Origin of the sequence: Bifidobacterium subtile (genome assembly GCF_000741775.1) — a bacterium.
Taxonomy (GTDB): domain Bacteria; phylum Actinomycetota; class Actinomycetes; order Actinomycetales; family Bifidobacteriaceae; genus Bifidobacterium; species Bifidobacterium subtile.
The window spans coordinates 467,120-492,818 of the sequence record NZ_JGZR01000006.1 but is presented as its reverse complement, the minus strand read 5'-3'; the positions used below and the strand labels follow the sequence as shown (position 1 = coordinate 492,818).

The 25,699-nt window shown below is 63.1% G+C and carries 20 protein-coding genes and 1 tRNA gene; 4 read left to right on the top strand and 17 right to left on the bottom strand.

Translation table 11 applies throughout. From position 1 onward, the window contains the following. Positions 1 to 88: 88 nt before the first annotated feature. Positions 89 to 1,696 (bottom strand): acyl-CoA carboxylase subunit beta, encoded by a 1,608-nt coding sequence (locus BISU_RS06470; protein WP_024463211.1) that lies wholly within the window; start codon positions 1,694 to 1,696, stop codon positions 89 to 91. Then, positions 1,693 to 3,579, bottom strand: coding sequence for an ATP-binding protein (locus BISU_RS06465; protein WP_024463210.1), 1,887 nt, complete (start codon positions 3,577 to 3,579; stop codon positions 1,693 to 1,695). The genes BISU_RS06470 and BISU_RS06465 overlap by 4 nt, the downstream gene beginning before the upstream one ends. Before the next feature lie 465 nt (positions 3,580 to 4,044). Between BISU_RS06465 and BISU_RS06460 the strand changes: the two genes are divergently transcribed. Then, complete coding sequence (locus BISU_RS06460; RefSeq protein ID WP_024463209.1) at positions 4,045 to 4,626, top strand: biotin transporter BioY; 582 nt, start codon at positions 4,045 to 4,047, stop codon at positions 4,624 to 4,626. Between the two features lie 186 nt (positions 4,627 to 4,812). Here the strand turns inward: BISU_RS06460 and BISU_RS06455 are convergent, their stop codons facing one another. Further along, positions 4,813 to 5,793, bottom strand: a complete 981-nt coding sequence (locus BISU_RS06455) for a biotin--[acetyl-CoA-carboxylase] ligase (RefSeq protein WP_024463208.1) — start codon at positions 5,791 to 5,793, stop codon at positions 4,813 to 4,815. A 154-nt stretch (positions 5,794 to 5,947) separates the two neighbouring features. On the opposite strand from BISU_RS06455, the gene BISU_RS13185 reads away from it, so the two are divergent. Beyond that, positions 5,948 to 8,275, top strand: a complete 2,328-nt coding sequence (locus BISU_RS13185; RefSeq protein ID WP_226839101.1) for a DUF6020 family protein — start codon at positions 5,948 to 5,950, stop codon at positions 8,273 to 8,275. A 248-nt stretch (positions 8,276 to 8,523) separates the two neighbouring features. After that, positions 8,524 to 9,336, top strand: coding sequence for a PucR family transcriptional regulator (locus BISU_RS06445; protein ID WP_033502669.1), 813 nt, complete (start codon positions 8,524 to 8,526; stop codon positions 9,334 to 9,336). Positions 9,337 to 9,552: 216 nt separating this feature from the next. Here the strand turns inward: BISU_RS06445 and rplA are convergent, their stop codons facing one another. The 4 genes from rplA to BISU_RS06425 form a co-directional block, all read right to left on the bottom strand. Further along, entirely contained in the window at positions 9,553 to 10,245 is a 693-nt protein-coding gene (gene rplA / locus BISU_RS06440) for a 50S ribosomal protein L1 (RefSeq protein WP_024463205.1), read from the bottom strand. Positions 10,246 to 10,258: 13 nt separating this feature from the next. Further along, a complete protein-coding gene (gene rplK / locus BISU_RS06435) occupies positions 10,259 to 10,690 on the bottom strand; it encodes a 50S ribosomal protein L11 (RefSeq protein WP_024463204.1) in 432 nt (143 codons plus the stop codon). Between the two features lie 403 nt (positions 10,691 to 11,093). Continuing rightward, the gene (locus BISU_RS06430) at positions 11,094 to 11,453 is read right to left on the bottom strand and encodes a hypothetical protein (protein ID WP_024463203.1); all 360 of its coding nucleotides are present in this window, start codon (positions 11,451 to 11,453) and stop codon (positions 11,094 to 11,096) included. A gap of 49 nt (positions 11,454 to 11,502) precedes the next feature. Beyond that, on the bottom strand, positions 11,503 to 13,245 hold the full coding sequence (locus tag BISU_RS06425; RefSeq protein WP_024463202.1) for a sodium:solute symporter family protein: 1,743 nt from the start codon (positions 13,243 to 13,245) through the stop codon (positions 11,503 to 11,505). Between the two features lie 277 nt (positions 13,246 to 13,522). Between BISU_RS06425 and BISU_RS12515 the strand changes: the two genes are divergently transcribed. Then, the gene (locus tag BISU_RS12515; RefSeq protein WP_155803802.1) at positions 13,523 to 13,675 is read left to right on the top strand and encodes a hypothetical protein; all 153 of its coding nucleotides are present in this window, start codon (positions 13,523 to 13,525) and stop codon (positions 13,673 to 13,675) included. A gap of 99 nt (positions 13,676 to 13,774) precedes the next feature. Here the strand turns inward: BISU_RS12515 and nusG are convergent, their stop codons facing one another. From nusG to dapE, 10 genes are all read right to left on the bottom strand, one after another. Then, complete coding sequence (gene nusG, locus BISU_RS06420) at positions 13,775 to 14,701, bottom strand: transcription termination/antitermination protein NusG (RefSeq protein WP_024463201.1); 927 nt, start codon at positions 14,699 to 14,701, stop codon at positions 13,775 to 13,777. A 28-nt stretch (positions 14,702 to 14,729) separates the two neighbouring features. Further along, on the bottom strand, positions 14,730 to 14,957 hold the full coding sequence (secE, locus tag BISU_RS06415; protein WP_024463200.1) for a preprotein translocase subunit SecE: 228 nt from the start codon (positions 14,955 to 14,957) through the stop codon (positions 14,730 to 14,732). Positions 14,958 to 14,993: 36 nt separating this feature from the next. Beyond that, positions 14,994 to 15,069: transfer RNA gene (locus BISU_RS06410), tRNA-Trp, on the bottom strand. A gap of 155 nt (positions 15,070 to 15,224) precedes the next feature. After that, the gene (locus tag BISU_RS06405) at positions 15,225 to 16,430 is read right to left on the bottom strand and encodes a pyridoxal phosphate-dependent aminotransferase (RefSeq protein ID WP_024463199.1); all 1,206 of its coding nucleotides are present in this window, start codon (positions 16,428 to 16,430) and stop codon (positions 15,225 to 15,227) included. Between the two features lie 236 nt (positions 16,431 to 16,666). Beyond that, positions 16,667 to 17,800 carry a glutamate 5-kinase gene (gene proB / locus BISU_RS06400; RefSeq protein ID WP_024463198.1) on the bottom strand — a complete coding sequence of 378 codons (1,134 nt, stop codon included), beginning with the start codon at positions 17,798 to 17,800 and terminating at the stop codon, positions 16,667 to 16,669. 135 nt (positions 17,801 to 17,935) lie between these two features. After that, positions 17,936 to 19,612, bottom strand: a complete 1,677-nt coding sequence (gene obgE, locus BISU_RS06395) for a GTPase ObgE (protein ID WP_024463197.1) — start codon at positions 19,610 to 19,612, stop codon at positions 17,936 to 17,938. A gap of 304 nt (positions 19,613 to 19,916) precedes the next feature. Then, positions 19,917 to 20,168: a 50S ribosomal protein L27 gene (rpmA, locus tag BISU_RS06390; protein WP_024463196.1), complete on the bottom strand. Its 252-nt coding sequence runs from the start codon at positions 20,166 to 20,168 to the stop codon at positions 19,917 to 19,919. A gap of 45 nt (positions 20,169 to 20,213) precedes the next feature. Continuing rightward, positions 20,214 to 20,522, bottom strand: a complete 309-nt coding sequence (gene rplU, locus BISU_RS06385; protein WP_024463195.1) for a 50S ribosomal protein L21 — start codon at positions 20,520 to 20,522, stop codon at positions 20,214 to 20,216. Between the two features lie 192 nt (positions 20,523 to 20,714). Continuing rightward, positions 20,715 to 23,696, bottom strand: coding sequence for an Rne/Rng family ribonuclease (locus BISU_RS06380; RefSeq protein WP_024463194.1), 2,982 nt, complete (start codon positions 23,694 to 23,696; stop codon positions 20,715 to 20,717). 727 nt (positions 23,697 to 24,423) lie between these two features. Continuing rightward, a complete protein-coding gene (gene dapE, locus BISU_RS06370) occupies positions 24,424 to 25,614 on the bottom strand; it encodes a succinyl-diaminopimelate desuccinylase (protein ID WP_033502671.1) in 1,191 nt (396 codons plus the stop codon). Positions 25,615 to 25,699: the final 85 nt, after the last annotated feature.

Sequence of the window (25,699 nt, the reverse complement as noted above, 5' to 3'; positions counted from 1 at the left end):
CTTAATGGTTGATTCTGATGAGTTGCGTTTCGTGGTTGCGTGGTTGCGATGGCTGTGTTATCAGCAGTTGCGCTATCGTGCGAGTCCGTCATAGCGGCTGGTTGCCGTGGTGCTTGCCGGTGCGGCTCGTGCGCTTCTTGTTGGCCAGCAGCCGCAGCGATTCGGCGATGGCCTCGCGCGTTTGCTCCGGGTCGATCATCGCGTCGATCTGACCGGTTTCCAGCGACAGATTCGCGTTGACCGTGGTGCTTTCATATTCCTCGATGAGCTGCGAGCGCAGCGCGTCCACGTCCTGCCCGCGCTCCTTGGCCTTCTGCAAGTCCTTGCGGTGGATGATGTTGACGGCACCCTGCGCGCCGAGCACGGCGATCTGGCTGGTGGGCCAGGCGTAGTTCACGTCCGCGCCGATGGCCTTGGAACCCATGACGATGTACGCGCCGCCGAATGCCTTGCGCAATATCACGGTTATGAGCGGCACCTGGGCGTTGGCGTACGCATAGATGACTTTGGCGCCGCGCCGGATGATGCCCGCATGCTCCTGATCGGAGCCGGGCTTGTAGCCGGGCGTGTCCACCAGCGTGATTACCGGCAAGTTGAAGGCGTCGCACAGGCGCACGAAGCGCGCAATCTTCTCGGAGGATTCGACGTCGAGGATGCCAGCCAGCACGTTGGGCTGGTTCGCCACGACGCCGACCGGGCGGCCTTCGATGCAGGCGAAGCCGACCACGGCGCAGGGCGAGTAGAGCTCCTGCACCTGCACGAATTCGCCGTAGTCGACGATGCAGCGGATCACTTCGAGCACATCGTAGGGCTGGCGGTCGTTATCCGGAATGATGGTGCCCAGGCGCTGCGCGATGTCGCGGTCCGACCTCGTGGCGGAGTAGGCGAAGCGCGGCGCGGGACTTTGCGAGCTGGACGGCAGGTAGGCCAGCACGGTTCTCGTGTAGTCGATGGCATCGGCCTCATCCTCGCCGAGGTAATGCGCCACGCCGGAGGTGGCGTTGTGCACGTAGCCGCCGCCAAGCGCCTCCATGCTGATCGCCTCGCCGGTCGCCGCCTTGACGACGTCGGGGCCGGTGACGAACATATTCGAGTTCTCGCGCGTCATGATGATGAAGTCGGTCAGCGCTGGGCAATATACCGCGCCGCCCGCGCACGGCCCCAGAATCACCGAAATCTGCGGAATGAAGCCGCTGGCCTCGCAGGTCTTCTGGAAGATCCTGCCGTACTGGGTCAGCGCGGCGACGCCCTCCTGAATGCGCGCGCCGCCGGAGTCGATAAGCGCCACAACCGGCACTTTGATGGACATAGCCATATCCATGAGGTGGCAGATCTTCTCGCCCTCAGCTTGACCAAGTGTGCCGCCCTTGACCGAGAAATCCTGCGCGTAGACGGCCACCTTGCGGCCGTAGACCTCGCCGAAGCCCGTGATGACGGCGCATCCGGCGCGGTCGCCGTTGATGTCGCCGCCCGAGAAGCGGCCGATCTCCTGGAAGGAGCCGGTGTCGAAGAGCAGATCGAGGCGTTCGCGGGCCGTGCGCTTGCCCTTGCCGTGCTGGCGGGTGCGGGCGGCGTTCTCGGCGTCACGCGCGAGCTGCGCGGCGTGGGCGATGGCCGGGCGGATGGGCTGCGACTCGATGGGCGCACTGCTCTCCAGAGCCTTCTTGACGTCCGGGGCGTTCATGATATCGGTCATTGCTTGCCTCCCTCGCTTGCGGTGCTGCTGCCGTCAGCGCTGTTTGCGTTGCCGCTGCCATCCCCGTCCACATCAAGCGTGATGAGGGTATCCCCCGCCTCCACGCCTGATGACGGCCCGACGAATATCTTGGTGACGGTGCCGGCGTCGGGCGCGTAGACGTAATTCTCCATCTTCATGGATTCGAGCACGATGAGCAGGTCGCCCTTGGCCACGCTCTGGCCTTCGGCGACGTTCACGCGGGTGATGACCGCCTGCATCGGGGAGATGATGACGCCGGGCTTCTGATCGGCGGCCTTGCCGTTTTCCACGACGTGCAATCCCTGACCGCGCAACGGCTGGGAGGCGCGCTTGGCACCGCGGGCGCGGGCTGCGCCGGTGAATGCGTTGACGATATCCACGGGGACTTTCAGCGTCACCCGCTTGTCGTTCATCTCGATGGTGAAGGATTCGGTCGCCACGCTCTGCGGCTGCTCGTCTTCGCCGCTCCCGCTCAGGGATGCCGGCTGGCCGCTGGCAAGCGTCGACGGCTCGCGGTTGAGATACTCGCGTTCCAACCATTTGGTCGACACGTCGAAATCGTGCCCTTCGGCGGTGAACACCGGATCGTTGAAAATCTGCTCGTATAGGCTCGCCGGAGTCGGCACGCCTTCGATGTTCAGCTCGGCCAGGGCGCGACGGGCGCGCACGACGGCGGAAAGGCGGTCCTGCGCAGTGACGATGAGCTTGCCCATCATCGAATCGAACTTCGGCGAAACCGTGTCGCCCTCCTCGACGCCCGAATCGACGCGGATGCCCGGTCCGGAAGGCCAGCGGATTGCGCTGAGCGTACCCGAGCTCGGGGTGAGATTCGTCGCAGGGTCCTCGCAGGTGATGCGCAGCTCGAAGCTGTGGCCGCGCGTTTCCTTGACTTCATGGAGCTCGCCGCCGTTGGCGATGGTGATCTGCTCGCGCACCAAATCCAGCCCGCACACCTCTTCGCTGACCGTATGCTCGACCTGCAGGCGCGGGTTGACTTCCAGGAAGTAGACCTTGTGCTGGCCCGTGACCATGAACTCGCAGGTGCCCAGACCTTGATAATCAACGGATTCGAAGAGATTGCGCGAGTAGCGGTGCAGCTGCTCGTTCGCGTCTTCGGACAGGAATGGTGCCGGAGCCTCTTCGATGAGCTTCTGATTGCGCCGCTGCACAGAGCAGTCGCGGGTGGAATACACGGTGAAGTTGCCATGGCTGTCGCGCCCACACTGGGTTTCGACGTGGCGCGCCTTGTCGATGAAGCGCTCGACGAAGTACTCGTTCAGATCCCCGCCCTGCAGCGAATCGTGGCTCATATAGAAGCTGCGCAGCTCGTCGTCGTCATGCACCAGCACGATGCCGCGCCCGCCACCGCCATCCGTGCGCTTCATCATCAGCGGATAGCCATGCGTATGCGCGAACTCAAGCAGCGTTCGGATATCGCTCACCGGGTCGGAGATGCCGGGGACTGGCGGCACCTTGGCGCGCTTGGCAACGCGCCGGGCGGTGATCTTGTCGCCCAAATCGGTCAGTGCCTCAGGCGACGGCCCGATCCAGATGGCGCCGGCGTCAATCACTTTCTGGGCGAAGGAAGCCACTTCAGAGAGGAAGCCGTAGCCAGGGTGGACGGCATCCGCGCCGCTGCGCCGCAGCACGTCAATCATCAGCTCTTCGTTGAGATAAGTGTCGCGATACGTGTCGCCGGGAAGCAGATACGCCTCGTCGGCCATCTCGACGTACTGCGCGTTGCGGTCCTGCTCGGCATAGACGGCCACGGTGGAAATGCCCATTTCGCGCGCGGTGCGCACGACTCTCAGAGCGATTTCACCACGATTGGCCACCAGTATTGTGTTGACGTTTTTGACCATATTTTCTAACATAACTCGCGTATGCGGCCCGCCATCAGCCGTGAGGCTACAAAACGGGGCGAGCGTCTTTGTGGAATCGTACAAACGGCTGGCGCTGCCGGCTGCCTTGTCGCGTTGTCTTGCCGAGTTGCGCCGCCACCCTGCGCATCACGTTGCGCATGGGGTCATGCCTTGCGGCATCTCCAATCGTCGCAGGCGCGTAACAACAATTTCATAACCTTGAACCGCAATGGCGCTAGGGCGTTGGCTTCATACATTGTTGCCATGCCTAGCGTCATCGCAGCCCCGATATCGGAACATTTCCACAAAAGGAGCAGACGACTTTTGTAGCTTACGCCCAAGGACACCCGCCGAGGGACTGGCTACGCTGGGCGACTGATGCCGGGAGACAGTTGACGCTTCCGGTGCCGATTAGTGCAACCCATTGGCCTGCCTCACGAGCAGGTAAGAGATCCAGGAGGACCCATGCAAGCACGAAACACCATCGCATTATCATCATCCCGTCGGTTCGGGTATTCCCTGTTGAAAGCCGGCATGTTCGCCCTGCTGCTGTGGGCCGCATCCGCCGCTGGCGCAATTCCGATCCCGGGCACGCCCGTGCCGATCACGTTGCAGACCTTCGTCGTGATGCTGGCCGCGCTGACGCTGAACTGGAAAGAAGCGGCAGGGGCGGTCGGCGCGTATCTTGCCGCCGGAGCCTTGGGAGCACCGGTCTTCGCCGGCGGCACCTCGACTATGGCGCTGGTCGGCCCCAGCGCAGGCTTCCTCATTGGCTTCCTGCCCGGCGTCGTCATCGCGGCGCTGCTCAAAGGCAAGGCCGACACCAACGGACTCGCGGGCTACACGCGCACTGCGGCGCGCTACATGCTGGCGCTGATCGTCGGCTGCATCGTCGTGGTGTACGCCTTCGGCTTCCTCATCCAGTCGGCGGTGACCGGCGTGCCGCTGGCCGTCGTGGCCATGGCCTCAATGGGCTTCGTGCTCGGCGATCTCATCAAGGCGCTCGTCGCCTCGCTGGCCGTTTCAGGGCTGGCCAAGCTGTTCTGAGCGTTCTGAGTTTCTGAATGAGTCGCCACAATCCCTGCACCACGTTGATCTAGGTGCGGGGGTTGTGGCGACTTATGTCTTCAACAGCTGGACGACGGGTGAACTCCGTTGCTACCTCGGGCCCTTGGTGGGGCCTCGGCGTCGGCTACGCAGAACCCACAGGGTTCTGCGCTTAACGCCTCCGCTTTAGTTACTCGTTGACTCGTTACTGAGGACTCCCACATCGCCGGTGCGGACGATGTGCACCTCACCGGCGTCATCGCGGACGCTGAGCGAGGCGTCTGGATTCAGCGCGATGGCCGTGCCGGAAATGACGCCGCCGGCGGCGAGTCGCGCCCTGACCCGCCTGCTCAACGTCCAGCATTCGCCGCGCATTTCTTCGAGCAGCGCATCGCACTGCGTCGGCGTGTCGTCAACCAGCAACTGCAGCCGCCTGCGCAGCGAACGCACGATTCCGGCAGCGATCAGGTCGCGCATCTCCGGCGCTTCGGGCAGACCCTTGCGATGCATCTGCAAGGAAGTCGAATCAGGCGTGGGCAGGCGCTCGGCCCGTACGGCGAGATTGAGGCCGATGCCGAATACCACGCCGATATAATCATCGAGGTCGGCATCCGAAACCGGCACAGGACCGGCAGCATCTGCCCCCTGCTCCGCTCCATTGCAGTTGCGCGATACAGCATCGCCGCCATGGGGCAGCGGCACAAGCTCGCACAGAATCCCACCGAGCTTGAGGCCGTGGCAGAACACGTCGTTGGGCCATTTGAGCGATAACGGGCAATCAGGCTTGATGCTCTGGGAACCGACCGCCTCCAACGCGCCGCGTATCGCATCCAGACTGGCCAGCCCGGCGGTCATCTGAATCCAGCCGTTCACGCTTCCGTCGGTTGCGAGCGCGCGCGGCACAACAGTAGCGAACGATACGGTGAAGGACTCCCCGGGAACATTCACCCATTCGCGGCCCAGCCGCCCGTGACCGTTGGTCTGCATATCAGCGGCGACCACCATAATCGTAAGCCGTCCGTCCCGTCGGGGCATGAGCTGCCCCTTGTCAATCAAATGCCGGGCTGTAAAATTCGTGGAATCCACCGTCGCGCGCGTAATGAGCTGGTCAGCCTCTTCGGCTGTATGCGGCATCCGCGGCGTTGCGGCTTGTAATAAGGTCATCATAGTTCCACCATAATAGAGAATCCGCAAATGAGCAGGGACTTGTCCGAATCCTCTAGGATTATCACTGCCGGCGTAGCCTGCTTGGCATCAGCCGATGTCGTCCGGCGTCGTTTGGACGGCCCGCCGTTCGCAAGCCCACGATAGAATCCATCACATGACCGACGCTTCATCAATCCGCCTCCCGGCCGACGCGTTCCGGGACGGCACCCCTCTCGCGTCGTCTCCCCTCGTGCGCAACGGACGAGAGTCCAAGGCCGCGCAAAGTAGCCGCGGCTGGGACATGGCCGGTTTACGCCGCATCGGACGACGCGCTGCCGATTATTTACAGAGCGCCAGCCCACGCAATACTAAGTCGCGCATTGCTTCCGCGGCACGATGGGCCCTTGCCGTTGCCGCCTGCCTGTGGCTGAGCCTATGCACGGCGATCGGACCCTTGTACTGGAACAATCAGGGCCTTGCCCAATTCTCATGGGTCAATGCCGCGTTCGGCGTGCTCGCCTTCGCGATATATATGACGCTGATCACCGCGCTCGTGCGTTTCGGCAGGGGCGAGCGGCTCTCCGCTGTGCTGTCCGACGCGCTGCCCGGCATGTTGGCGGGCCGATTCACGCCGCCCGGCTGGCTCATTCGCGTCGCTCGCACGAAGCCCAGCCAGGCCGCCGCAAAGGCGATGCGCGCAGCAGGCCGGATGCTGATCAACGGCACGGACCGGTGGTGGAAGATCGCTGTCATTCTGCTCGTTGTCTGGCTGTGGGTGCCGGTGACCTTGCTTTCCGCGTTCGGCGCGGATATCCGCTCGCAGATCCGCGAGTTCAGCTGGGCCTACAACCAGTGGACCGGGCTGAATCAGCCCTATATCGGCTTCTTCTCCTTCGTGCCGATGGACATCTACCCGACTGCGCATTATCTGTGGCCCATGCACGCCACCTACCTGACCGACCAGCACAACATCGTGCTCACGGTGCTCTATGGCACGGCGGCCGCCATATCGCGCGCGCTCACGGGTTCCAACGACTGGGGGCTGGTGGCGTTGTCGGCCGGGCAATTCCTCTTCGCCGTATTCTGCTGCGCATCCGCCATGAACCGCTTCCTCAACCTGCCATGGCTGCAGCTTCGAGAAGGCAGGCAATCGCCCGCTGCATCCCTGCCGGAGCGCTTCCGCCCGCGTGACCTCACCCATCCTGAGTATGGGATGGAGGCTGTCGCTGTCCGCGCAGGCTCACAGTCCAGTATGGACTCACAATTCAGATTCAGTACGGATTCACGGCGCAATACGAAATCGCAGCACAGCGCAGATGCAGGAGCGGATGCAAGGGCGCTCACGAGCGCAGGCGCTGGCGTGCGGGCGGCGATGCTGCTGTTCTTCCTGTGCTGCCCGCTGGTGTTGTTTGCAACGATATCCCTGACCAAGTCGCCGGTGTTCGCCTTCGCCTTTGCGTGGTGGTTCGGCGCAGGATACGAGCTGCATATGACCTCGGGCCATCACGAGGCGAAACGTCGCGGCCAGAGTCCGGCGCGTCCGCGCAAACGTACGCTGGCCGCGCTGGCCATCTCGACAATCATCATGCTCGTTTCGGCCAAATACGCCTGGTACATACTCGCGCTTGAAATCGTCCTGCTGCTCATCGCCGATCGCAGACGGTGGCGGACCTATACGGTGGCGCTTATTCTGCCGGTGCTGGCGGTCCACGGAGCCCTGACCTTCCTGACAGCCAGCGGCTCGGTCATATCCGGCGACCCAATCGAGTCGCGCGGCATTCAGCTGCAGCAGATCGCGCGGGTCGCCAACCTCGACCCCGCTTCCATTCCCAAGCAGGCGCGCGACGAGCTGGCCCCGGTTTTCAATCTCGATCAGATGGCCGACGCCTACTTCCAGCAGGATGCCGACCCGGTCAAATCCTCCGGCATCCAATCGAAGAAGGTCAGCTACCGCTGGCGCACCGTCACCAAGGCCGATATGGCTGCTTTCGATCGCGCATGGCTGACAATCGTCAAGGCGAATCCGCGCGTTGCGCTCGATGCCTTCTTCGCGAAGTGCTTCGGCTATTTCGATGTGGCCGACCAGCCATATGTCGCGATGGACTATTACCTCACCAGCGATTACGTGACGCAATGGTCGACCTGGATTCGCTTCTGGCAGCCCGGATGGCGGCAGTCCGTGGCGCAAAACGCCCGGGCCTGGGGTTCCATCCCCGTGCTGGGATGGGTCACGCATGGCAATCTCTATGTGATACTGACCCTGCTGATCGGCGCGGCGGAAGTGGTGCTGCGCCGGTGGCGCACGCTCGTGTGGCATATGCCGCTATTGCTGCTGATGGGCGTCATGATCACCGCCCCGGCCAACAACTTCGAACGTCATATGCTTCCCGTTTCCTTCGTATTCGGCTTCCTCGCGCTGACCTTCTGGCGCGAATCGCGTCAGGGAACGAGGCAGCCATCCCCTCTTCCCCTGCGGGCGCGGTCGGCTAAGCTGGAAGCATGAGCGACACCGAATCAGGAGACGGAACGGACAAGCGAGGCGACGCCGATGCAGGCATTCCCATCGATGCCGATTTCCTCGACGCTTTGGGGATTGCCAGAATTCCTGCGCGGGATCCCACTGCGGGTGATGCTGCACCCACTGCTGCGAGCGACACCGCACGGCCTGCGAACTCCGCCGCTTCTCTAAGCGACGCTCCGACTTGCGACGCCGCTGCAGGCAACGTCGCCGCAAGCAATGATTTCGGCAATATGCCGACCGAATTCGGTGCCGTCGACTCCGATACGCAGGCCGGCACTCTGTGGTCGCTGACCGACGCGGCGCAGCTGCGACTCGAATCCATAGCCTTCGAATCGCTTCGCCATGACTTGGCCGATGCGCGCGTCGAATCGCTGCTGCGCATACTCGGCTGGCCGTGCTCCTTCACATGCTTCGCCATCGCAGGCACGCCCGACTCCGCCTATTCGGATACCCGCAACGCAATATCCAAGGCCGTGCGCGACCTCGGCGGAGGCGCATGCCTGATTGGGCGGCGCGAATCGTGGTGCGTGGCCTTGGTGGAGGTTCGCGGAGCCGCGACCCCCGAGGTGACCTGCACGGCGGCGCTCAGCGCATTCGGCGACGAACAGCCTGTCTGTCTGGGGCCGATCAGAAGGAATGCCTCAGGCGCCACCAAAGCCATAAGCAGCGTGCTGAGCGCACTGCGCTCCGCCCCTGCCGTACATCCGCTCCCCCGCCCCATGCGAGCCGACGACGTGCTGCCCGAGCGCGCGCTGATCGGGGACGAGGATGCCAGAGACGAGCTGTATACGGCCGTGTATCGAAGCCTGCTCAGCGACAATGCCGACGACCCGACGCTGAGCACTGTATCCGCATTCATCCAGTCGGGCGGCTCGCTCGACGCCACGGCCCGCGAACTCAACGTGCATCCCAACACCGTGCGCTACCGGCTCAAGCGGGCGGCCGAAACCACCGGCTGGGACGCCACCAACCCGCGCGAATCCTATGTGCTGCAGACCGCCATCACGCTGGGCCGCATCCGCGATGCGCGGTACAGCGGCTAATGGCGATTTGCTGTACAGCAAGCCCGCAACGGTCCGCAGCAAAGTTCGCGGAAGGGCATTTTCACCAATTCCACGGGAAAATGCGCAAGAAGACTGCATACCAGTTGCATAGCCAGCCACAGTCGTCCGCGCAGTCGTCTGCGCAGGTGACTGAATACGACGAAGGCCCACGCCATTATGACGTGGGCCTTCGTAGATGCAGTCTCAGACGTGCAATCAGGCCAGCGTGGCGACATCCAGCGGGATGCCGGGACCCATGGTGGTGCTGATCGTCGCCTTGGTGAGGTAGCGACCCTTCAGGGTGGAGGGCTTGAGACGCTTGATCTCGTCAGCCACAGCCTTGAAGTTCTCTTCCAGAGCGCCCTCTTCGAACGACGTCTTGCCGACGATGAACGAGAGATTGCCGTTCTTGTCCACGCGGAACTCGATCTTGCCGCCCTTGATGTCGGACACGGCCTTGGTCACGTCCATCGTCACGGTGCCGGTCTTCGGGTTCGGCATGAGGCCACGAGGGCCGAGCACGCGGCCGAGTCGGCCGACCTTGCCCATCATGTCCGGAGTGGCCACGACAGCGTCGAAGTCGAGGAAGCCATCCTGGACCTTCGCGATGAGATCGTCGTCGCCGACGATGTCAGCGCCGGCTTCGGTGGCCTCGGTGGCCTTCGGGCCGCGGGCGAAGACAAGAACCTTGGCGGTCTTGCCAGTGCCGTTGGGCAGATTGGCCACGCCACGCACCAGCTGGTCGGCCTTGCGCGGGTCGACGTTCAGGCAGTACACGGCCTCGACGGTCTCGTCGAAGCCGCGCTTCGGCATGCTCTTGATGAGCGCGATAGCCTCGGTGGCGGTGTACAGATTGTTGCGATCGACCTTCTCGGACGCCTCGCGGTACTTCTTGGAATGCTTGGTCATCAGTCCTCTCCTCTCAGTCAGAAACCGTGATGCCCATCGAACGGGCGGTGCCCGCGATGATCTTCATGCCGGCTTCAACGTCACGAGCGGAAAGATCAGCCATCTTGGTCTCAGCGATCTCGCGAACCTGATCCTTAGTGACCGAACCGACCTTGTGCGTCAGCGGATTCTCGGTGCCCTTCGGGATGCCTGCGGCCTTGAGCAGCAGAGCTGCGGCCGGCGGGGTCTTGAGCACGAAGGTGAAGGAGCGATCCTCGAATACGGTGATCTCGACCGGGACGACCTGGCCCATCTTGTCCTGCGTGGCGGCGTTGTACGCCTTGCAGAAGTCCATGATGTTCACGCCGTGCGAGCCCAGAGCCGGGCCGAGCGGCGGGGCCGGATTGGCCTTGCCTGCCTCGATCTGCAGCTTGATCAGCGCCGAGACTTTCTTTTTAGGAGCCATGGTATGTGGTTCTTCTTTCTATGAAGCGGTACATGCGGTCGCCGCTCGCACGCCGTCAGGCTGTTGTCGTGCCGCCATTCGCGCACCGAAGCGCGCCCAGCGTCAGCACAGGCCATCCGACTCGCGCGGTTCCCTCCCGCAACTTGTCATATGCTTGTTTGCGCCAGCAGGTTCCCCCGCCGGACACAAGCCTTCCTATTATGCTGCATCGGCGAGACAAGGGAGGGACGTCCTGAGGCGTCGTACACCCTCATGCGACACGCCCGGATTCGGATACACAAGTCATGGGTTAGCTTTTTTGGCTGTTGGAATTCCGCCAGTTAAAAAAGCTAACCCATGACTTGTGTATCCGAATCCGGGCGTGTCTGCGCGTCAGACCGCCTCGTCGAATCAAACATCCCGACTACTGCGGCGTGCCTTCATGCTCGACGGCCGCCTTGCGGGCGGAGGCTTCGGCGGAGGCGATGATGTCCTCGGCCGGCAGCGGGCGCAGACGGTTCCATAGCAGGAAGCCGATACCCACGATCAGCATGCCGATGCCGGTCCACAAGTTGATCGGAATGCCGCCGGTTTTCGCCACGTCGGCGCCGGGCTGGATAATGCCGACCGTCGTGACGATCACGCCGTAAACCGTGAACAATATGCCGATCAGCCGTCGCAGGTCGTTGCTGCGGGCGGATTTGACGGCTTGGTCCTGCTGGGCCTTGGTCAGCAGCTCCTCGCCTTTTTGGGATTGGGATTGGGATTGGACTTCATCAGTCATTGCATACGCTCCTTAACTATTGCTTCGCGTGCCTGTACGGACTCATGTTCTAGAAGAACGGGATGTAGAACGCGAGGCCGAGGGCGAATATCACGCCGCCGAGCACCGCCGGCTTCTTGTACCACGGGACCTTCACGGTGGATACGTCTTTTCCGGCCGCCTTCGCCGCGCGCTTGGCGTCTTCGAGCTCCTCGGCCTTGGCCGCCCGGAAGTACTTCAAGCCGCCGCTGGCGAAGGTGAGGCCTTCGAGCTCCTTATCCGATTTGGCTTTGGTGAACGGCGTGATGGCCGCAGCCACGATCCATGTAGCCAGGCAGGAGAAGATCGCGCCATACCAGGTCTCGGCGGTGGGAGAGCCGAAGATCGGATTGCCTGCGGCCACAGAGCGCAGATAGAGAATATACGTGATCAGCGGGGCGATGATGCCGCAGACGTAGCCGATGGTGCCGGCCTTGTTGGAGACGCGCTTCCACACCAGGCCGAGGATGAACACGGCGAACAGCGGGGCGTTGAAGAAGCTGAACAGGGTCTGCAGGTACGTCATGATGTTGCCGAACTGGCTGGCTATCCACGCGGTGAACACGGAGACGAACACGCCGATGACGGTGATGATGCGGCCCGTGTTGGGGTAGTACTTGTCCTTCTGGCCCGGCTTGACGTAATTCAGCCACAGATCGTAGGTGAACACGGTGTTGAAGGACGAGATATTCGCGGCCATGCCAGCCATGAACGACGCCATCATGCCGGTGACGGCGATGCCGAGCACGCCGCTGGGCAGGTACTGCTTGAACAGGTACGGTATGGCCTCATTGTATTGCAGCACGGGATGGAGGCCGGCGAACAGGTTGCCGACGGTGGCTGCGGCGATGAGCCCGGGGATGACGATGATCATCCAGATGAACATCTTCGGGATGGCGCCCACGATCGGCGTCATGCGCGAGGCGGTCATGCTCTTCGCGGCGAAGGCGCGCTGCACTTCGGTGAAGTTCGTGGTCCAGTAGCCGAAGCCGAGCACGAAGCCCAGGCCCATGATGATGGAGAACCAGTCGCCGCCCACGGGGTTGGTGACATTGCCGATGCCGGTGCCGACCCATGCATGCATCAGGCCGCCGGAGCCGCCGAGCTTGGTCTGCAGGCCCGACCAGCCGCCGACGCGGTGCAGGCCGATGACGGTGACGGGAATCAGCGCCGCGACGATGACGAAGAACTGCATGACCTCGTTGTAGATCGCTGAGGTCAGCCCGCCCAGCGTGATGTAGCTGAGCACGAACACGGCGGACACGATGATGGCGGTCCACTGGCTCCAGCCCAGCATGGCCTGCAGGATCAGGGCCATGGCGTACAGGTTGATGCCGGACTGCAGAATCGTGGAGACGGCGAAGCACAGCGAGACGATGAGATGCGAGCCTTTGCCGAAGCGCTGGTTCATGAACTCGGGTACGGAGCGCACGCCGGAGCCGTAGTAGAACGGCATCATGAAAATGCCGAGGAACACCATGCCGGGCACTGCGCCGATCAGGTAGTAATGAATGGTCGGCATGCCGATCTGCGCGCCGTTCGCGGCCATGCCCAGAATCTCAGTGGCGCCGAGATTGGCCGCGCAGAACGCCAGGCCGGCGATCCAGGCAGGCATCGAACGGCCGGCGAGCAGGAAATCCTCACTGGATTTCTGCTGCCGGTGGATCGAGTACCCAATCCATACAATCATGGCGAAATAAATGACGAGAATCAGCCAGTCGACCCAACTCAGCGACAACCGTATCGCCGAATCTCCAGCAGCAAGTTCTACCATGCCACTGCCTCTTTTCTTCCTTGAGCAATAATCCGGCAGATCACAATCAGACATTCGTTGTCACTGGTTGCGCTGCCGAAACATCATCGTATGCTCCCATACGGCGCTTTTCGAGCGCCTTGGCATCGCTTCGACGCCTACTGCGTGGCGGCAAACGCTCAGTCGAACACTGTTCGATGTGCGATTTTGTGTGCGATGTACGTTGCTCTCGCATGCGATTGCCCCGGTCTACGCCGACTGTCATTTTCGACGTGCGGATACGAGGCGATCATGGCGAATGAACATCAGCAAGCAAACGCATGCGCATTGCGACAAGATGCACATCGGCGTCGTGCTGCATGAGCATCTGGCGTGTTCGGCGTACGCCGTCGAAAAATCTTCATTGACCTATGCGACACGCCCGGATAAATCCGCACAGGGTATGGGATAGCCTTTTAGACTGACGGAATTCCAACCGTCAAAAAGCCATTACCTTACTTGTGCGGATTCATCCGGGCGTGTTGACGAAGCTAAAGGGCAGAAAGTGAACTCAGTCGAGCTTCTCGACCTGTTCGAAGCCGAGCTCCACCGGCGTGTCGCGGCCGAAGATGGAGACGAGCACCGTAAGCTTCTGCGTGGTGGGCTCGACGTCGGAGACGACGGCCGCCATGGTGGCGAAAGGCCCGTCGATGACGGTGACCTGGTCGCCGATGACGTAGGAGACCTCGACCGTGCGCTTCTTGGCCGCAGCAGGCTTGTCGCCGGCCTCCTTGAGCGCCTCGGAGGCGATCATCGGAGCCATCATGCGCACGACTTCCTTGCGGCTGAGCGGCGCGGGCTCCTTGGTCGGGCCGACGAAGCCGGTGACGCCTTCGGTCTCGCGCACGATGCGGCGCGCGTTCTCATCGGGCCACATGCGGATGAGCACATAGCCGGGCACACGCACGCGCGTGATGACCTTCTTGCCCTTGTCGGTGTGCTTCTCGACCTCTTCCATAGGGACTTCGATCTGGAAGATCTTGTCTTCCAATCCGAAGCTCTGCACGCGGGATTCGACGTTGGTTTTCACGCGCTTTTCATAGCCGGAGTAGGTATGCAGCACGTACCACTTGCCATCGAGGGTGCGCAGGCTCTTCGAGAATTCCTTGACGGCCTTGCTGCCGGCATCGTCGGGCTGCTCATCGCCAGCGCCGGATTGCTCAGTGCCATTTGCTGCATCAGCGGACCCAACAGTCTCCGGCTGGGCGGCATCATCCGCAGAGCCGGCAGCATCCTGCACAGCGGTTGCATCGGCAGTGTCGTCGACGCCGTCCGCGGCAGCCTCGGCATCGTCTTGGACGATCGCAGCGTTTTCCGGATTCTCCGCAGCCTGAGGCTCCGCGTGCTGCGCGGCCTCTGCGGCAGGAGCCGACTGCGCGTCGTCTCCGGGAATGTCGGGCAGCGCGTCAAGGCTGTCGAAGTTCAATTCATCATTCATGCGTGATTCACCTTAGATTCGCTCGAGATCAGCCAAAGATCCACAGGGTGAGCTTGCCCAGACCCAGATCCATGCCGGTAACGATAAGCATCAGGAACAGAACGAAGACGAACACGGCGAATGACCAGGCGAACAGCTCCTTGCTCGTAGGACTCACGACCTTGCGAAGCTCATCGATGATCTGCTTGATGAACAAGCCGATGCGCATGAAAACATTCGGCTTTACAGCCTGTTCCGTTTCGCGTGCCTTCGCCATTTCCATCCTTCGCTTGGCTGATATTGCTTCGAGTAGTGGCAGGGAAGGCGGGACTCGAACCCACAACCTACGGTTTTGGAGACCGTTGCGCTACCAATTGCGCCACTTCCCTATGGTGACATGCCTCTGCGGTACGCAATGCGTAGCGCATGGCAAAACCGCCAAGTAGCCATAGTAGCGAACACCCTCGATTTAGTCCAATGGAGTACTGAGCCGTGTTGCAGACAATCCGATCAAACCGTTACGCAGCCGGTCCGCAGTGCCGTTTCACCCCACCCAAGCGGCGAGCCGCCTCATCCCCTCCGCGAGCTGGTCGTCGGCCAGCGCATACGAGAAGCGCAGATATCCCGGAGCGCCGAAGGCTTCGCCGGGTACGGCGGCGACGTGCGCCTGATCGAGCAACGCGGCGGCAAACTCGGATGAAGACTTGCACACAGTGCCTTCGGGGCCGACAGGCCGACCGAGCAGCGCCTGCACGTTGGCGAAGGCGTAGAAGGCGCCGGTAGGCACCGGGCAGACGATGCCGTCAACGGCGTTCAACGCCGTGACGATGGCTTTGCGGCGCACATCGAAGGCGGCGCGCATCATCGCCACTGCATCCAGCGGCCCGCCCACGGCGGCCAGCGCCGCACGTTGCGAGACGTTCGAGACGTTCGAGCTCAGATGGCCCTGCAGGGTCGAAACCGCCTTGGCTACGGGGGCAGGCGCGACCATCCAGCCGACGCGCCAGCCGGTCATGGCGTAGGTCTTCGCCACGCCGTTGAGCACCAGCAGCTGGTCGCGCAGCTCGGGAACGCACGCGCCGATGTACGACACGCTGGCGTCGTCATAATGCAGATGCTCGTAGATCTCGTCCGAAATGACCCAGATATGGTGCTTGAGCGCCCACTTGCCGATTGCGGTGATGGTGTCTTTGCTCCACACCGCCCCGGTGGGGTTCGACGGCGTGTTGACTACGATGGCCTTGGTCTTGGAGGTGCGGGCCTGCTCGATGGCGTCAAGATCCGGTTCGAAGCCGCGTTCCGCCCCGGCGAAAACCTCGACCGGCACGCCGCCGGCGAGTTTGACCGCCTCGGGGTAGCTCGTCCAGTACGGCGCGGGGATGATGACCTCATCGCCGTCATCGAGCAGCACCTGGAGCGTCTCGTACACGGCCTGCTTGCCGCCGTTGGCGACCACGACCTGCGCAGGGTCGACGGCGTAGCCGGAATCGCGCAGGGTCTTGTCGGCTATGGCCTGGCGCAGCTCGGGCAGGCCGGCCGTCGGCGTGTAGCGATGATTGCGCGGGTCGCGGCAGGCGCCGGCTGCGGCGTCGACGATGTAGTCGGGGGTCGGGAAGTTCGGCTCGCCGGCGCCGAAGCCGATGACATCCAACCCGGCGGCCTTCATCGCCTTGGCCTTGGAATCCACCGCCAGGGTGGCGCTCGGTGCCACATTGCCGATACGTGTGCTTAGTTGTTGCCAGTCTGCCATGCTCATGGCTTCTAATGTAGCGAAGTCGCGGAACAACACACCTGCCGCGAGCGCATCGCAATCCTAACGTGCATTGCTTTCGAGAACTCAGTGTCACGTTTTCGGGTGGCTGTGTGTCGCATTTTTACCGCTAGCACGAGGCTGGCGTACAAAATGTAACGCAAATCCGCCCGGAAACGTGACAAAACGTACGCCAGCATTGAGTTAGCGGTCACAAGGCGACGCCAACGGCATTGCTACACCAGCACGAGGTTGTCGCGGTGAACGAGGGGATGCGCGTATTCCTGGCCGAACAGGCGCCGCAGCTGCGCGGTATTGCGCCCGAGCATGTTCGGGATCTCCTCGGAATCGAAGCCGCACAGCCCTTTGGCCAGATGCGTACCGGATTCGCTATCAATCCAAACCGGGTCGCTTGCCGAGAATTCGCCGCGCACTTCAACTACGCCGGCCGAAAGCAGGCTGGCCCGCCCGGCGCGTACCGCCTTGGCGGCACCTTCATCGACGACCAGCGTGCCGCGCGGCTCGGCGGCAAAGCCGATCCACAGCCGACGCGACGACCCGCGGTGCTTCACCGGCGCGAAGGCCGTCCCGACGCCGTCGCCCATCAGCGCTGGCCCGGCGTTGCTCGCGCAGGTGAGCACGGTGGGGATGCCGGAAACCGCAGCGACACGAGCCGCCTCAAGCTTGGTGATCATGCCGCCGGTGCCGACTCCCGACTCGCTGCTGGTGACCTGCACATCTTCCAGCGCGTTCACGACGTTGGGCACATAGGCGATGCGATGAGCACCGGGGCGCGAAGGCGGCGCGGAATACAGCGCGTCCACATCGGTAAGCAGCACCAGCGCATCCGCCCGCACGATGTTGGCGACCAGCGCGGAAAGCCGGTCGTTGTCGCCGAAGCGGATTTCGTTGCTGGCCAGAGCGTCGTTCTCGTTGACAATCGGCACGACGCCGAGTTCGAGCAGCCGATTCAATGTGCGTTGCGCATTGCGGTACTGCACGGCGCGTATCGTGTCCTCGGCGGTGATGAGGATCTGGCCTACGCGGATGCCGAAACGGCCGAATGCCGCCTCGTAATGGGCCATGAGCAATCCCTGCCCCACCGAAGCGGTGGCTTGCTGGGTGGCGACGTCGGTAGGACGCTTGGAGAATCCCAGCAGGCCGAAGCCCGCGGCGATGGCGCCGGAGGACACCAGCACCAGCCGTGCGCCCATGGCCGCAGTGCAGGCGAGGGCTTGCACAAGCCCCTGCAGCCTGCTCACGTCGAGCTGGCCTGCGGCGTCGGTCAGCGAACTCGACCCGACCTTGACCACGATGGTACGCGCCTGTGCGATGGCCTGACGCACCTGCGTCTGCGACGACGTGTTCATCGTCTCACTCTCCCTTTCATCGCTTCCCAGCTATAAGCCCAGCCATAACCAGCCGCCGGCTGCAAGTCCGGTTGCAGCCGGCGGCTGCGGATACAACGCACGACGTCCTGCGCAAGCTATATGCGCGCAGCCGTCCTATTCGCCGTCTTCATCACGGCCCAGCAGACCGTGCTCGTCGTGGCGATCGTCGTCGACAGCAGGATCGGCCCAATGGCCAGCCCGCCGTTCCTCCCTCATGACCTCGCGCACAGCCGTCTTGGCGTCCATCATCTCATGGTATTCGCGCCGGCGCTCCTCGTTGGTGCGCCTGCGGGCGCGGGTCTCGCCCTCCTCAAGACGCAGATCCTTGCCCCGTGCGCCGAGCTGGGCGCCATCGAGCATCTCCGCTCCAGCGGCGATCGTCGGGTCCCAATCGAATTCGACGGCGTAATTGCCTCGCCCGATGCGAATCGTGTCGCCGGGATGCGCGCCCTTCTTGCGCAGGGCATCCTCGACGCCGAGCTTGGCCAGGCGGTCGGCGAGATAGCCCACGGCCTCATCGTTATCGAAGTTCGTCTGCCTGACCCAGCGTTCGGGCTTGGCGCCGGTGACGGTAAACCAGAATTCGCCGCCGCGTCCCTCTTCACGCTCGATCTCGTAATCGTATGCGCTGCCGCGTTCCTCGTCACGACGACGCCGACGGCGGGCCGGCTCCTCCAGCGGCTTGATGACCACGCGGGCCTGCTCCTCCTGCCGCTCCTGCTCGGCGATTTTCGCGCGCAGCTCGACTACCATCTCGCCAAGCGCAAAACCCAGCTCCTTCAACCCTTCATGCGAAGCAGTCGAGACCGCGAACACGCGCAGCCCCAGCCGCTCGAACTCCGGACGAACAAAATCCGCCAGTTCCTTGGCTTCGGGCACATCGACCTTGTTGAGGATGATCACGCGCGGGCGATCCGGAATGGCGATGGCCCCCAACGGCAGCTCAAGCTGGTCGGCATATTGCGCCAGCTCATGCTCAAGCGCACGGTAGTCGGAGATGGGATCGCGGTCGGGTTCGAGCGTCGCGCAGTCGATCACATGCGCGATGATCTCCGTGCGCTCGATATGGCGCAGGAACTCCAATCCAAGCCCTTTGCCCTGCGAGGCGCCGGGGATGAGGCCCGGCACGTCGGCGATGGTGTAGCGGTATTCGCTGGCCATGACCACGCCGAGATTCGGCACCAAAGTGGTAAACGGATAATCGGCGATTTTCGGCTTGGCCGAGCTCATCGCGCCCACCAGGCTCGATTTGCCGGAGGAGGGGAAGCCCACCAGCGCCACGTCGGCGATGGATTTGAGCTCAAGCACCACATCGCGTTCCTCGCCCGGTTCGCCCAGCAGCGCGAATCCCGGCGCACGGCGGGTCCGGTTGGCCAGCGCGGCGTTGCCCAGCCCGCCCATGCCGCCAGCGGCCGCCACGAAGCGGTCGCCTTCATGGCGCAGATCGGCCAGCTGCTCGCCGGGTCGCTTAGGGCCGCCCTGCGAGCCCTTGGCGGTGAAAATCACCGTGCCCAGCGGCACCGGAAGGATCAGGTCATCGCCCTTGGAGCCGTCCTTGGTGTCGCCCAGGCCCATGGTGCCGCTGCCCGCAGCGCGATGCGGCATGAACCGGTAATCCAGCAGGCTGTTTGCATTCGATGCCGCCACGAAGACGACGGAGCCGCCGTCGCCGCCATTGCCGCCGTTCGGGCCGGCCAAGGGCTTGTACTTCTCGCGTTTGATACCGGCGGAGCCATTGCCGCCGTCGCCGCCCTTGACATGGACGGTGACGCGATCCACAAAATCACTCATGGTTTTACCTTACTTGGTGCGTTGTATTCGGGTTGGATTGGGCTAGCTTTGGTCGCGTGCAGCTTGAACGTGGGAGGGCTACAGTCCGTGTGGGGCTTGGGATGACACTTCTCTGACACACTCCAGGCCGTTTGGCCAAGCTTACAGTCAGAGAAGTGTCATCCCAAGCCCCACACTCGTAGGCATGGTCGTTTTGGTAGACCATTCGTTGAGCGGATAATGGAAAAGCCGTGCCATCGAGGCACGGCTTTTCCTTGTGACGCCTTACGGCGTCATATGTGCTAAACAGTCAGACTGCTGGCAATTACTCGGATACTACGTCTACGACTTTGCGGTCGCGGCGGATGCCGAACTTTACGTTGCCGTCGGACAGGGCGAACAGCGTGTGGTCCTTGCCGGTGCCGACGTTTTCGCCGGCATGGAACTTGGAGCCGCGCTGGCGCACGATGATGTTGCCCGCGATGACGGACTCGCCGCCGAACTTCTTCACACCAAGGTATTGAGGCCCTGAATCGCGGCCGTTGCGTGAGGCGGATGCGCCCTTCTTATGTGCCATAATCTATTCCCTTTCGCTTCTTGTAAGTCGCCGGATTGCCGAAAATCAGGCAATCGCCGTGATCTTGACGGCGGAAAGCGGCTGACGGTGACCCTTGCGACGGGCGACACCGGTCTTGTTCTTGAACTTCTGAATGTTGATCTTCGGCCCCTTGGCCTCATCGTCAACGACCTCGGCCTTGACGCTGAGCTTGGCCAGATCCTTGGCACCGAGGGTCACCTGGGAACCGTCGACGACGAGCGCGACCGGGAATTCCACGGCATCGCCCTTCTTCGCATCGAGACGGTTGACCAGGATGACGTCACCGACCTCGACCTTTTCCTGATGGCCACCGGCCTTCACAATCGCGTACATAATCCGTTCCTTGCTATTTTGGAAAGCTGTCTATCTGGCACGTTTGAGCCTTACGGCCAGACACCAGCTCTCTAACATACACCGACCCGTCTACCGACGTCAAATCATCAGTGTCCTACGTTGCAGGCGGCAGCGTGACGGCCCGCGGCGATTCCCACGAACGCCGTTCGCCATCACTTCCCGACGCGCCTCTCACTCATCGTCGCCTTCGCTGTCCTTATCATCCATCGGCACGTTCGCGGCGACCGCCGCTGCGGCGATCTGCGCGAGTTTCGCCTTGACGTCAGGACTTGAACCCTTCGGCGCCTGCACCTCGGGCGCACCGTGGCCGTGCTTGTTCGTCTTGACGAAGGGATCGCCGCCCTTCATCGCGTACGGGTCGGCGTAATCGGAGGAGATCGTCGGCTCGTCGTGCAGGATGAAGCCGCGGCCCTTGCAGGTCGGGCATTCCTCGGAGAAGGCCTCGACCAGACCCTGGCCGACGCGCTTGCGCGTCATCTGCACTAGCCCCAGCGAGGTGACCTCGGCCACCTGATGCTTCGTGCGATCGCGGGCCAGGCACTCCACCAGCCGGCGCAGCACCAAGTCGCGGTTCGCGGGCATCACCATATCGACGTAATCGATCATGATCATGCCGCCGATATCGCGCAACCGCAATTGACGCGCGATCTCTTCGGAGGCTTCGAGATTGCAGCGGGTCACCGTCTCCTCAAGCGACTTGCCCTTGCCGATGAACCGGCCCGTGTTCACGTCGACGGTGGTCATGGCCTCGGTGCGATCGATGACGATCGAGCCGCCGGAAGGCAGGTAGACCTGGCGTTCCATGCCCTTGCGCAGCTGGCTGTCGATCTGCCACTTGTCGAACACGTCCCTGCCCTCATGCTCGCCCGGATCCCAACGTTCGAGCTTGTCCTTGAGATCGGGCGCCATCGTGTCAAGATATTCGGCGATGCGCTCGTAGACGCGATCGCCCTCGACGATGAGCTTGGAGAAATCGTCGTTGAAGATGTCGCGCACGACGCGGATGGCCACATCCGGCTCGCCCTGCAGCAGCTTGGGCCGCTTGCCGTGGAGGAACTCGCTGCGCTTGGCGCTCACGCGCTCCCACTGGCGGGTCAGATTCTGCAGATCCTTGGTGAGGGCCTCCTCGGAGGCGCCTTCGGCGGCCGTGCGGATGATCACGCCCATGTCCTTGGGCGCGATGCGCGAGACGATGGACTTGAGACGGTTGCGCTCACGCTCGGAAAGCTTGCGGCTCACGCCGGTCATGCCGCCGGAAGGCACCAGCACGAGGAAGCGCCCGGCGAGCGTGACCTGCGAAGTCAGTCGTGCGCCCTTATGCCCGATAGGATCCTTCGTGACTTGCACGAGCACCGGGTCGCCCGAGCGATACGCCAGCTCGATGCGCCTGGGCTGGCCTTCGAGCCGCGTCGAATCCCAGTTCACCTCGCCGGCGTAGAGCACGCCGTTGCGCGCCTGACCGATATCCACGAATGCGGCCTCCATGCTCGGCAGCACATTCTGCACGCGACCGAGATAGATGTTGCCGACAGTGGCGACCTCCTGGATGTCGGAGACGTAATGCTCCACGAGCACATTGTCTTCGATCACGGAAATCTGCGTATGCCGCTCGCGCTCGCGCACGACCATAAGGCGTTCGACGTTCTCGCGGCGGGCCAGGAAGTCCTGCTCCATGAGCTGGCCCTGGCGGCTGCGCTCGCGGCGATTGTCGCGCCGGCGCTGCTTCTTGGCCTCCAACCGCGTGGAACCTTCGACATCGGTGATCTCGTCGATGTACTGCTGCTTGCGCGAGCGGCGTGCGGTCTGCCGCTCGTCGCCGTCTTCGGCGTCCCGCTGCCCGCGGCGGCGACGGCGACGACGGGTTAGAGTCGTGCTCTCGGATTCGTCCTCGCTGCGGCGTCGGCGGCGCACCTGCATGTGCTCGCCGCGATTTTCCTCGTCGTCGCGCTCGTCATTGTCACGCCCGTTGCCGCGCTCGCGCTGCGCTGCGTCTTCGCGCCTTGCGTCGTCTCGATCGGCGCGGCTGCGTCGACGGCGGCGCGAACGGGTCGAAAGCCCTTCGTCATCGTCGTCAATCGGACGGTAGGAGATGCTGTCGTATTCGAGGTCCTCCTCGATCTGCTCGACTTCGCCGGCAGCACGCCGTTCTTGGGCATTCAAGCGACGCGAGCGGCCGGAGCGGCCGGTAGCGGCCTCGGATTCATCCGTGCGGGCCTCGCGCTCATCACGGGCTTCGCCGCCATTTTCGTCATGTCCTTCATTGCGGTCCTCGTCGCGGGTCTCATTATGACTATTACGCCTACGGCGAACACGTGCGGAACCGTCGCGCTCGTCGCCTTCAGCGTCCTCGTCATGCGTATGCCCGCGGCGCGAGCGCGTACGGCGCGTCACATGCGAGCCCGCCTCCGTTTGTTCCGAATCCTCGTCATCGTCGCTATTGCGGGAACGCTCATCGGCGTCAGCGCCAGCAACCGGCAGCACCGGCTCCTGAAACAGCAGCGAAGTCATGGGGCGGGGGTTATGCCGCGCCTCATGGCCGGCGGGCAGCGCCTCCACGACGTCCGCAGCACGATCGGCGTCATGCTCGATCGGAGCGGACTCTTGACGCGAGACCCTGCGCGATCTGGTGCGGCGGACCGTCTTGGGCGCCTCGTCAAACACTTCTGAAGATTGCGAGGTTTCCGCGGCCTGATCATCGCCTTCGGACGGCTCCTCCGACGATTCGCCCTGGCGACGACGGACGCGCGTACGGCTCGCGGCCGTTCGAGTGCGACGAGAAGCACCTTCCTTGTCGATCCTCGTCTTCGGTGTGGTTTGGGCGGCTTCGTCACGATCGGACCGATCGTCGGAATCGGCCTTCGACGCAGTCGTCGTCTCGCCGGCTGCCGTTTCGGCGTCCGACACGATATGCGGCTCCTCGAAAATCGGAGTCGCGACTTCCTCCACCTTCAGCGCGAGCGCGGCGCCTGCCGCGCCGGCACCGCGCACAACGCGGCGTCCGACACGGCGACGACGGACGGGCGCAGGGTCCTTAACCGGCTCTGCGTCTGCGGATTCATCGCGTGTCGTATTGGCAGTCGCCGCGTTGACAGCGGCTATGGTTTCATCGGGCTGGTCGACTGAATCGACGCCCGTGCTGTTTGCTCTGGGCACAATGCTCCTCGGCGCCACGCTGCAATCATGGCGTCTCTTCTGGCTTCAGCCGGTTCTCACGCCACGCTCTCACCGCGGCCATACCCGTAGAAGCACCTCATAAAAGTCATAGCTCATCGACAGTGGACACCGGCGCTCGCATATCATCACACGAGGGGATCAACACCATCGGAGGCTTCGGCGGTTTGCAGAACCACCGATGTCCAGTATGGCACAAAAATTCGAACGCCTCGGCACTTTCGCAGTTCGCCGCCAACGATCCCCCCGTCCCGCAGCCACGTCGTGCGCCTGCTCAGCGTGCGGTTTACGGCATGCCAATGGGGTTCGGGGTCGTCTCTTTAACGGACTCGTTACCTTCGCGACCTTAGCGGCCGCTCGGCTTCGCCTACGCCTTTGGCACCGTACTTCGACCCCTTAGTGAGGCCTCGTTTCGCCTATGGAGAGCCTACTGAGCTCTCGCTTAACGGTTTACAGCATGCTAGCGGGGTTCGGGGTCGTCTTTTACCGACTCGTTACCTTCGCGACCTTGGCGGTCGCTCGGCTTCGCCTACGGAGAGCCCGCAGGGCTTTCCGCTTAACGGTTTGTAACATGCCAGCGGGGTTCGGGGTCGTCTTTTACCGACTCGTTACCTTCGCGACCTTGGCGGTCGCTCGGCTTCGCCTACGGAGAGCCCACCGGGCTCTCCGCTTAACGGCTCAGCAGCTCAGCAGCTCACAGCTTAGCGACTCAGGAACTTAGCCATTCTTGGAGAATGTCGGCCAGCAAGGTCAGGTCGCTGACGGCCACCTGCTCGTCGCGCTTGTGGGCCAGCAGGGCGCTTCCCGCGCCGAGGTTCACGGCCGGGATGCCCAGCTGAGCGAACCGGGCCACATCCGTCCAGCCGAACTTGGCCTGCGGATCGCGGCCGGTGCGCTCCTTGACCAGAGCCGCCAGCGACGTGGTCAGCGGCGAGTCCATGCCGGGCCGGGCGCTGGGCGACTCGTCGCGCATCTCGATGCCGAAACCTGCGAACATGCCGCCGGTGGCCTCGTGCTCGCCATTGCCCAGCTGCGCGGCGCACTCCTCGCCCATCATGAGCGCCTTGGCCCGCTCAAGCGTTTTGTCCGGCGCGAAACGGTAATTCACGTGCACACGGCATTCGTCGGGGATGACATTCGTGCCGGTGCCTCCCGAGATCAGGGTCGCGTTCACGCCCTCCCGGTAGGTCAGCCCGTCTACGGCTACATCCTGCGCCTCGTAAGCCTGAAGCCGGTCCAGTATCTCGGCAGCCTTATGGATCGCATTGTCACCCATCCACGCACGGGCCGAATGCGCGGCGACGCCATGCGCGATGACGTCGAAGCGAATCGTGCCGTTGCACCCGCCCTCGATGCCGCAGCTGGTCGGCTCCGCGATGATGGCGAAATCGCCGCCCACCCAATCGGGATGCGCCTCGATAAGACGTCGCAAGCCGTTTTTATCCGCCGAGACTTCTTCATGATCGTAGAGAATGTAGGTCAGATCGTAATTCGGGTTGCGCAACGTGGCCGCCAAGTACAGCAGCACCGCGTCCGAGGCCTTCATATCCGTGGCCCCGCGCCCCCACATCACCCGTTCGTCGGGATGCTCTGCGGCCACATCCTCGCGGATGAGCGGGTCGCCCGGCTCAAGCCAACGCGGCGGGAAATTGTCCGCCACCGGCACGGTGTCGAGATGACCGGCAAGCACCACATGCTGGCCGCGTCCGGCGATGTCGTCGGCGATAATCGTGTCGCCATGGCGACGGACCTTCACATGCCCCAGCGAGCTCAGGAACGCCTCGACCGCGTCGGCCAGCGGCCCTTCGTCATCGCTGACCGAATACATGCCCATCATCTGCTCGAAGATGCGGCTCAGCGATGCCTCCGCAGTCTCGTCAGGGTCTACAGGGTCTATCATCTGCTGCACGTTCGCCATGTCTGCCATGGTATCAGGCCGCCGTACCCAGGAGTCTGCGTCCAAATACGTGCCCACGACCTGGACT

Coding starts and splice junctions, on each gene's coding strand:
- BISU_RS06470 (WP_024463211.1), bottom strand. CDS start 1,696: ATGACCGATATCATGAACGCCCCGGACGTCAAGAAGGCTCTGGAGAGC.
- BISU_RS13185 (WP_226839101.1), top strand. CDS start 5,948: ATGACCGACGCTTCATCAATCCGCCTCCCGGCCGACGCGTTCCGGGAC.
- BISU_RS06445 (WP_033502669.1), top strand. CDS start 8,524: ATGCCGACCGAATTCGGTGCCGTCGACTCCGATACGCAGGCCGGCACT.
- rplU (WP_024463195.1), bottom strand. CDS start 20,522: ATGTACGCGATTGTGAAGGCCGGTGGCCATCAGGAAAAGGTCGAGGTC.
- proB (WP_024463198.1), bottom strand. CDS start 17,800: ATGAACACGTCGTCGCAGACGCAGGTGCGTCAGGCCATCGCACAGGCG.
- BISU_RS06405 (WP_024463199.1), bottom strand. CDS start 16,430: ATGGCAGACTGGCAACAACTAAGCACACGTATCGGCAATGTGGCACCG.
- nusG (WP_024463201.1), bottom strand. CDS start 14,701: ATGAATGATGAATTGAACTTCGACAGCCTTGACGCGCTGCCCGACATT.
- BISU_RS06430 (WP_024463203.1), bottom strand. CDS start 11,453: ATGACTGATGAAGTCCAATCCCAATCCCAATCCCAAAAAGGCGAGGAG.
- rpmA (WP_024463196.1), bottom strand. CDS start 20,168: ATGGCACATAAGAAGGGCGCATCCGCCTCACGCAACGGCCGCGATTCA.
- dapE (WP_033502671.1), bottom strand. CDS start 25,614: ATGATAGACCCTGTAGACCCTGACGAGACTGCGGAGGCATCGCTGAGC.
- rplA (WP_024463205.1), bottom strand. CDS start 10,245: ATGACCAAGCATTCCAAGAAGTACCGCGAGGCGTCCGAGAAGGTCGAT.
- BISU_RS12515 (WP_155803802.1), top strand. CDS start 13,523: ATGAACATCAGCAAGCAAACGCATGCGCATTGCGACAAGATGCACATC.
- secE (WP_024463200.1), bottom strand. CDS start 14,957: ATGGCGAAGGCACGCGAAACGGAACAGGCTGTAAAGCCGAATGTTTTC.
- rplK (WP_024463204.1), bottom strand. CDS start 10,690: ATGGCTCCTAAAAAGAAAGTCTCGGCGCTGATCAAGCTGCAGATCGAG.
- BISU_RS06460 (WP_024463209.1), top strand. CDS start 4,045: ATGCAAGCACGAAACACCATCGCATTATCATCATCCCGTCGGTTCGGG.
- obgE (WP_024463197.1), bottom strand. CDS start 19,612: ATGAGTGATTTTGTGGATCGCGTCACCGTCCATGTCAAGGGCGGCGAC.
- BISU_RS06465 (WP_024463210.1), bottom strand. CDS start 3,579: ATGGTCAAAAACGTCAACACAATACTGGTGGCCAATCGTGGTGAAATC.
- BISU_RS06425 (WP_024463202.1), bottom strand. CDS start 13,245: ATGGTAGAACTTGCTGCTGGAGATTCGGCGATACGGTTGTCGCTGAGT.
- BISU_RS06455 (WP_024463208.1), bottom strand. CDS start 5,793: ATGATGACCTTATTACAAGCCGCAACGCCGCGGATGCCGCATACAGCC.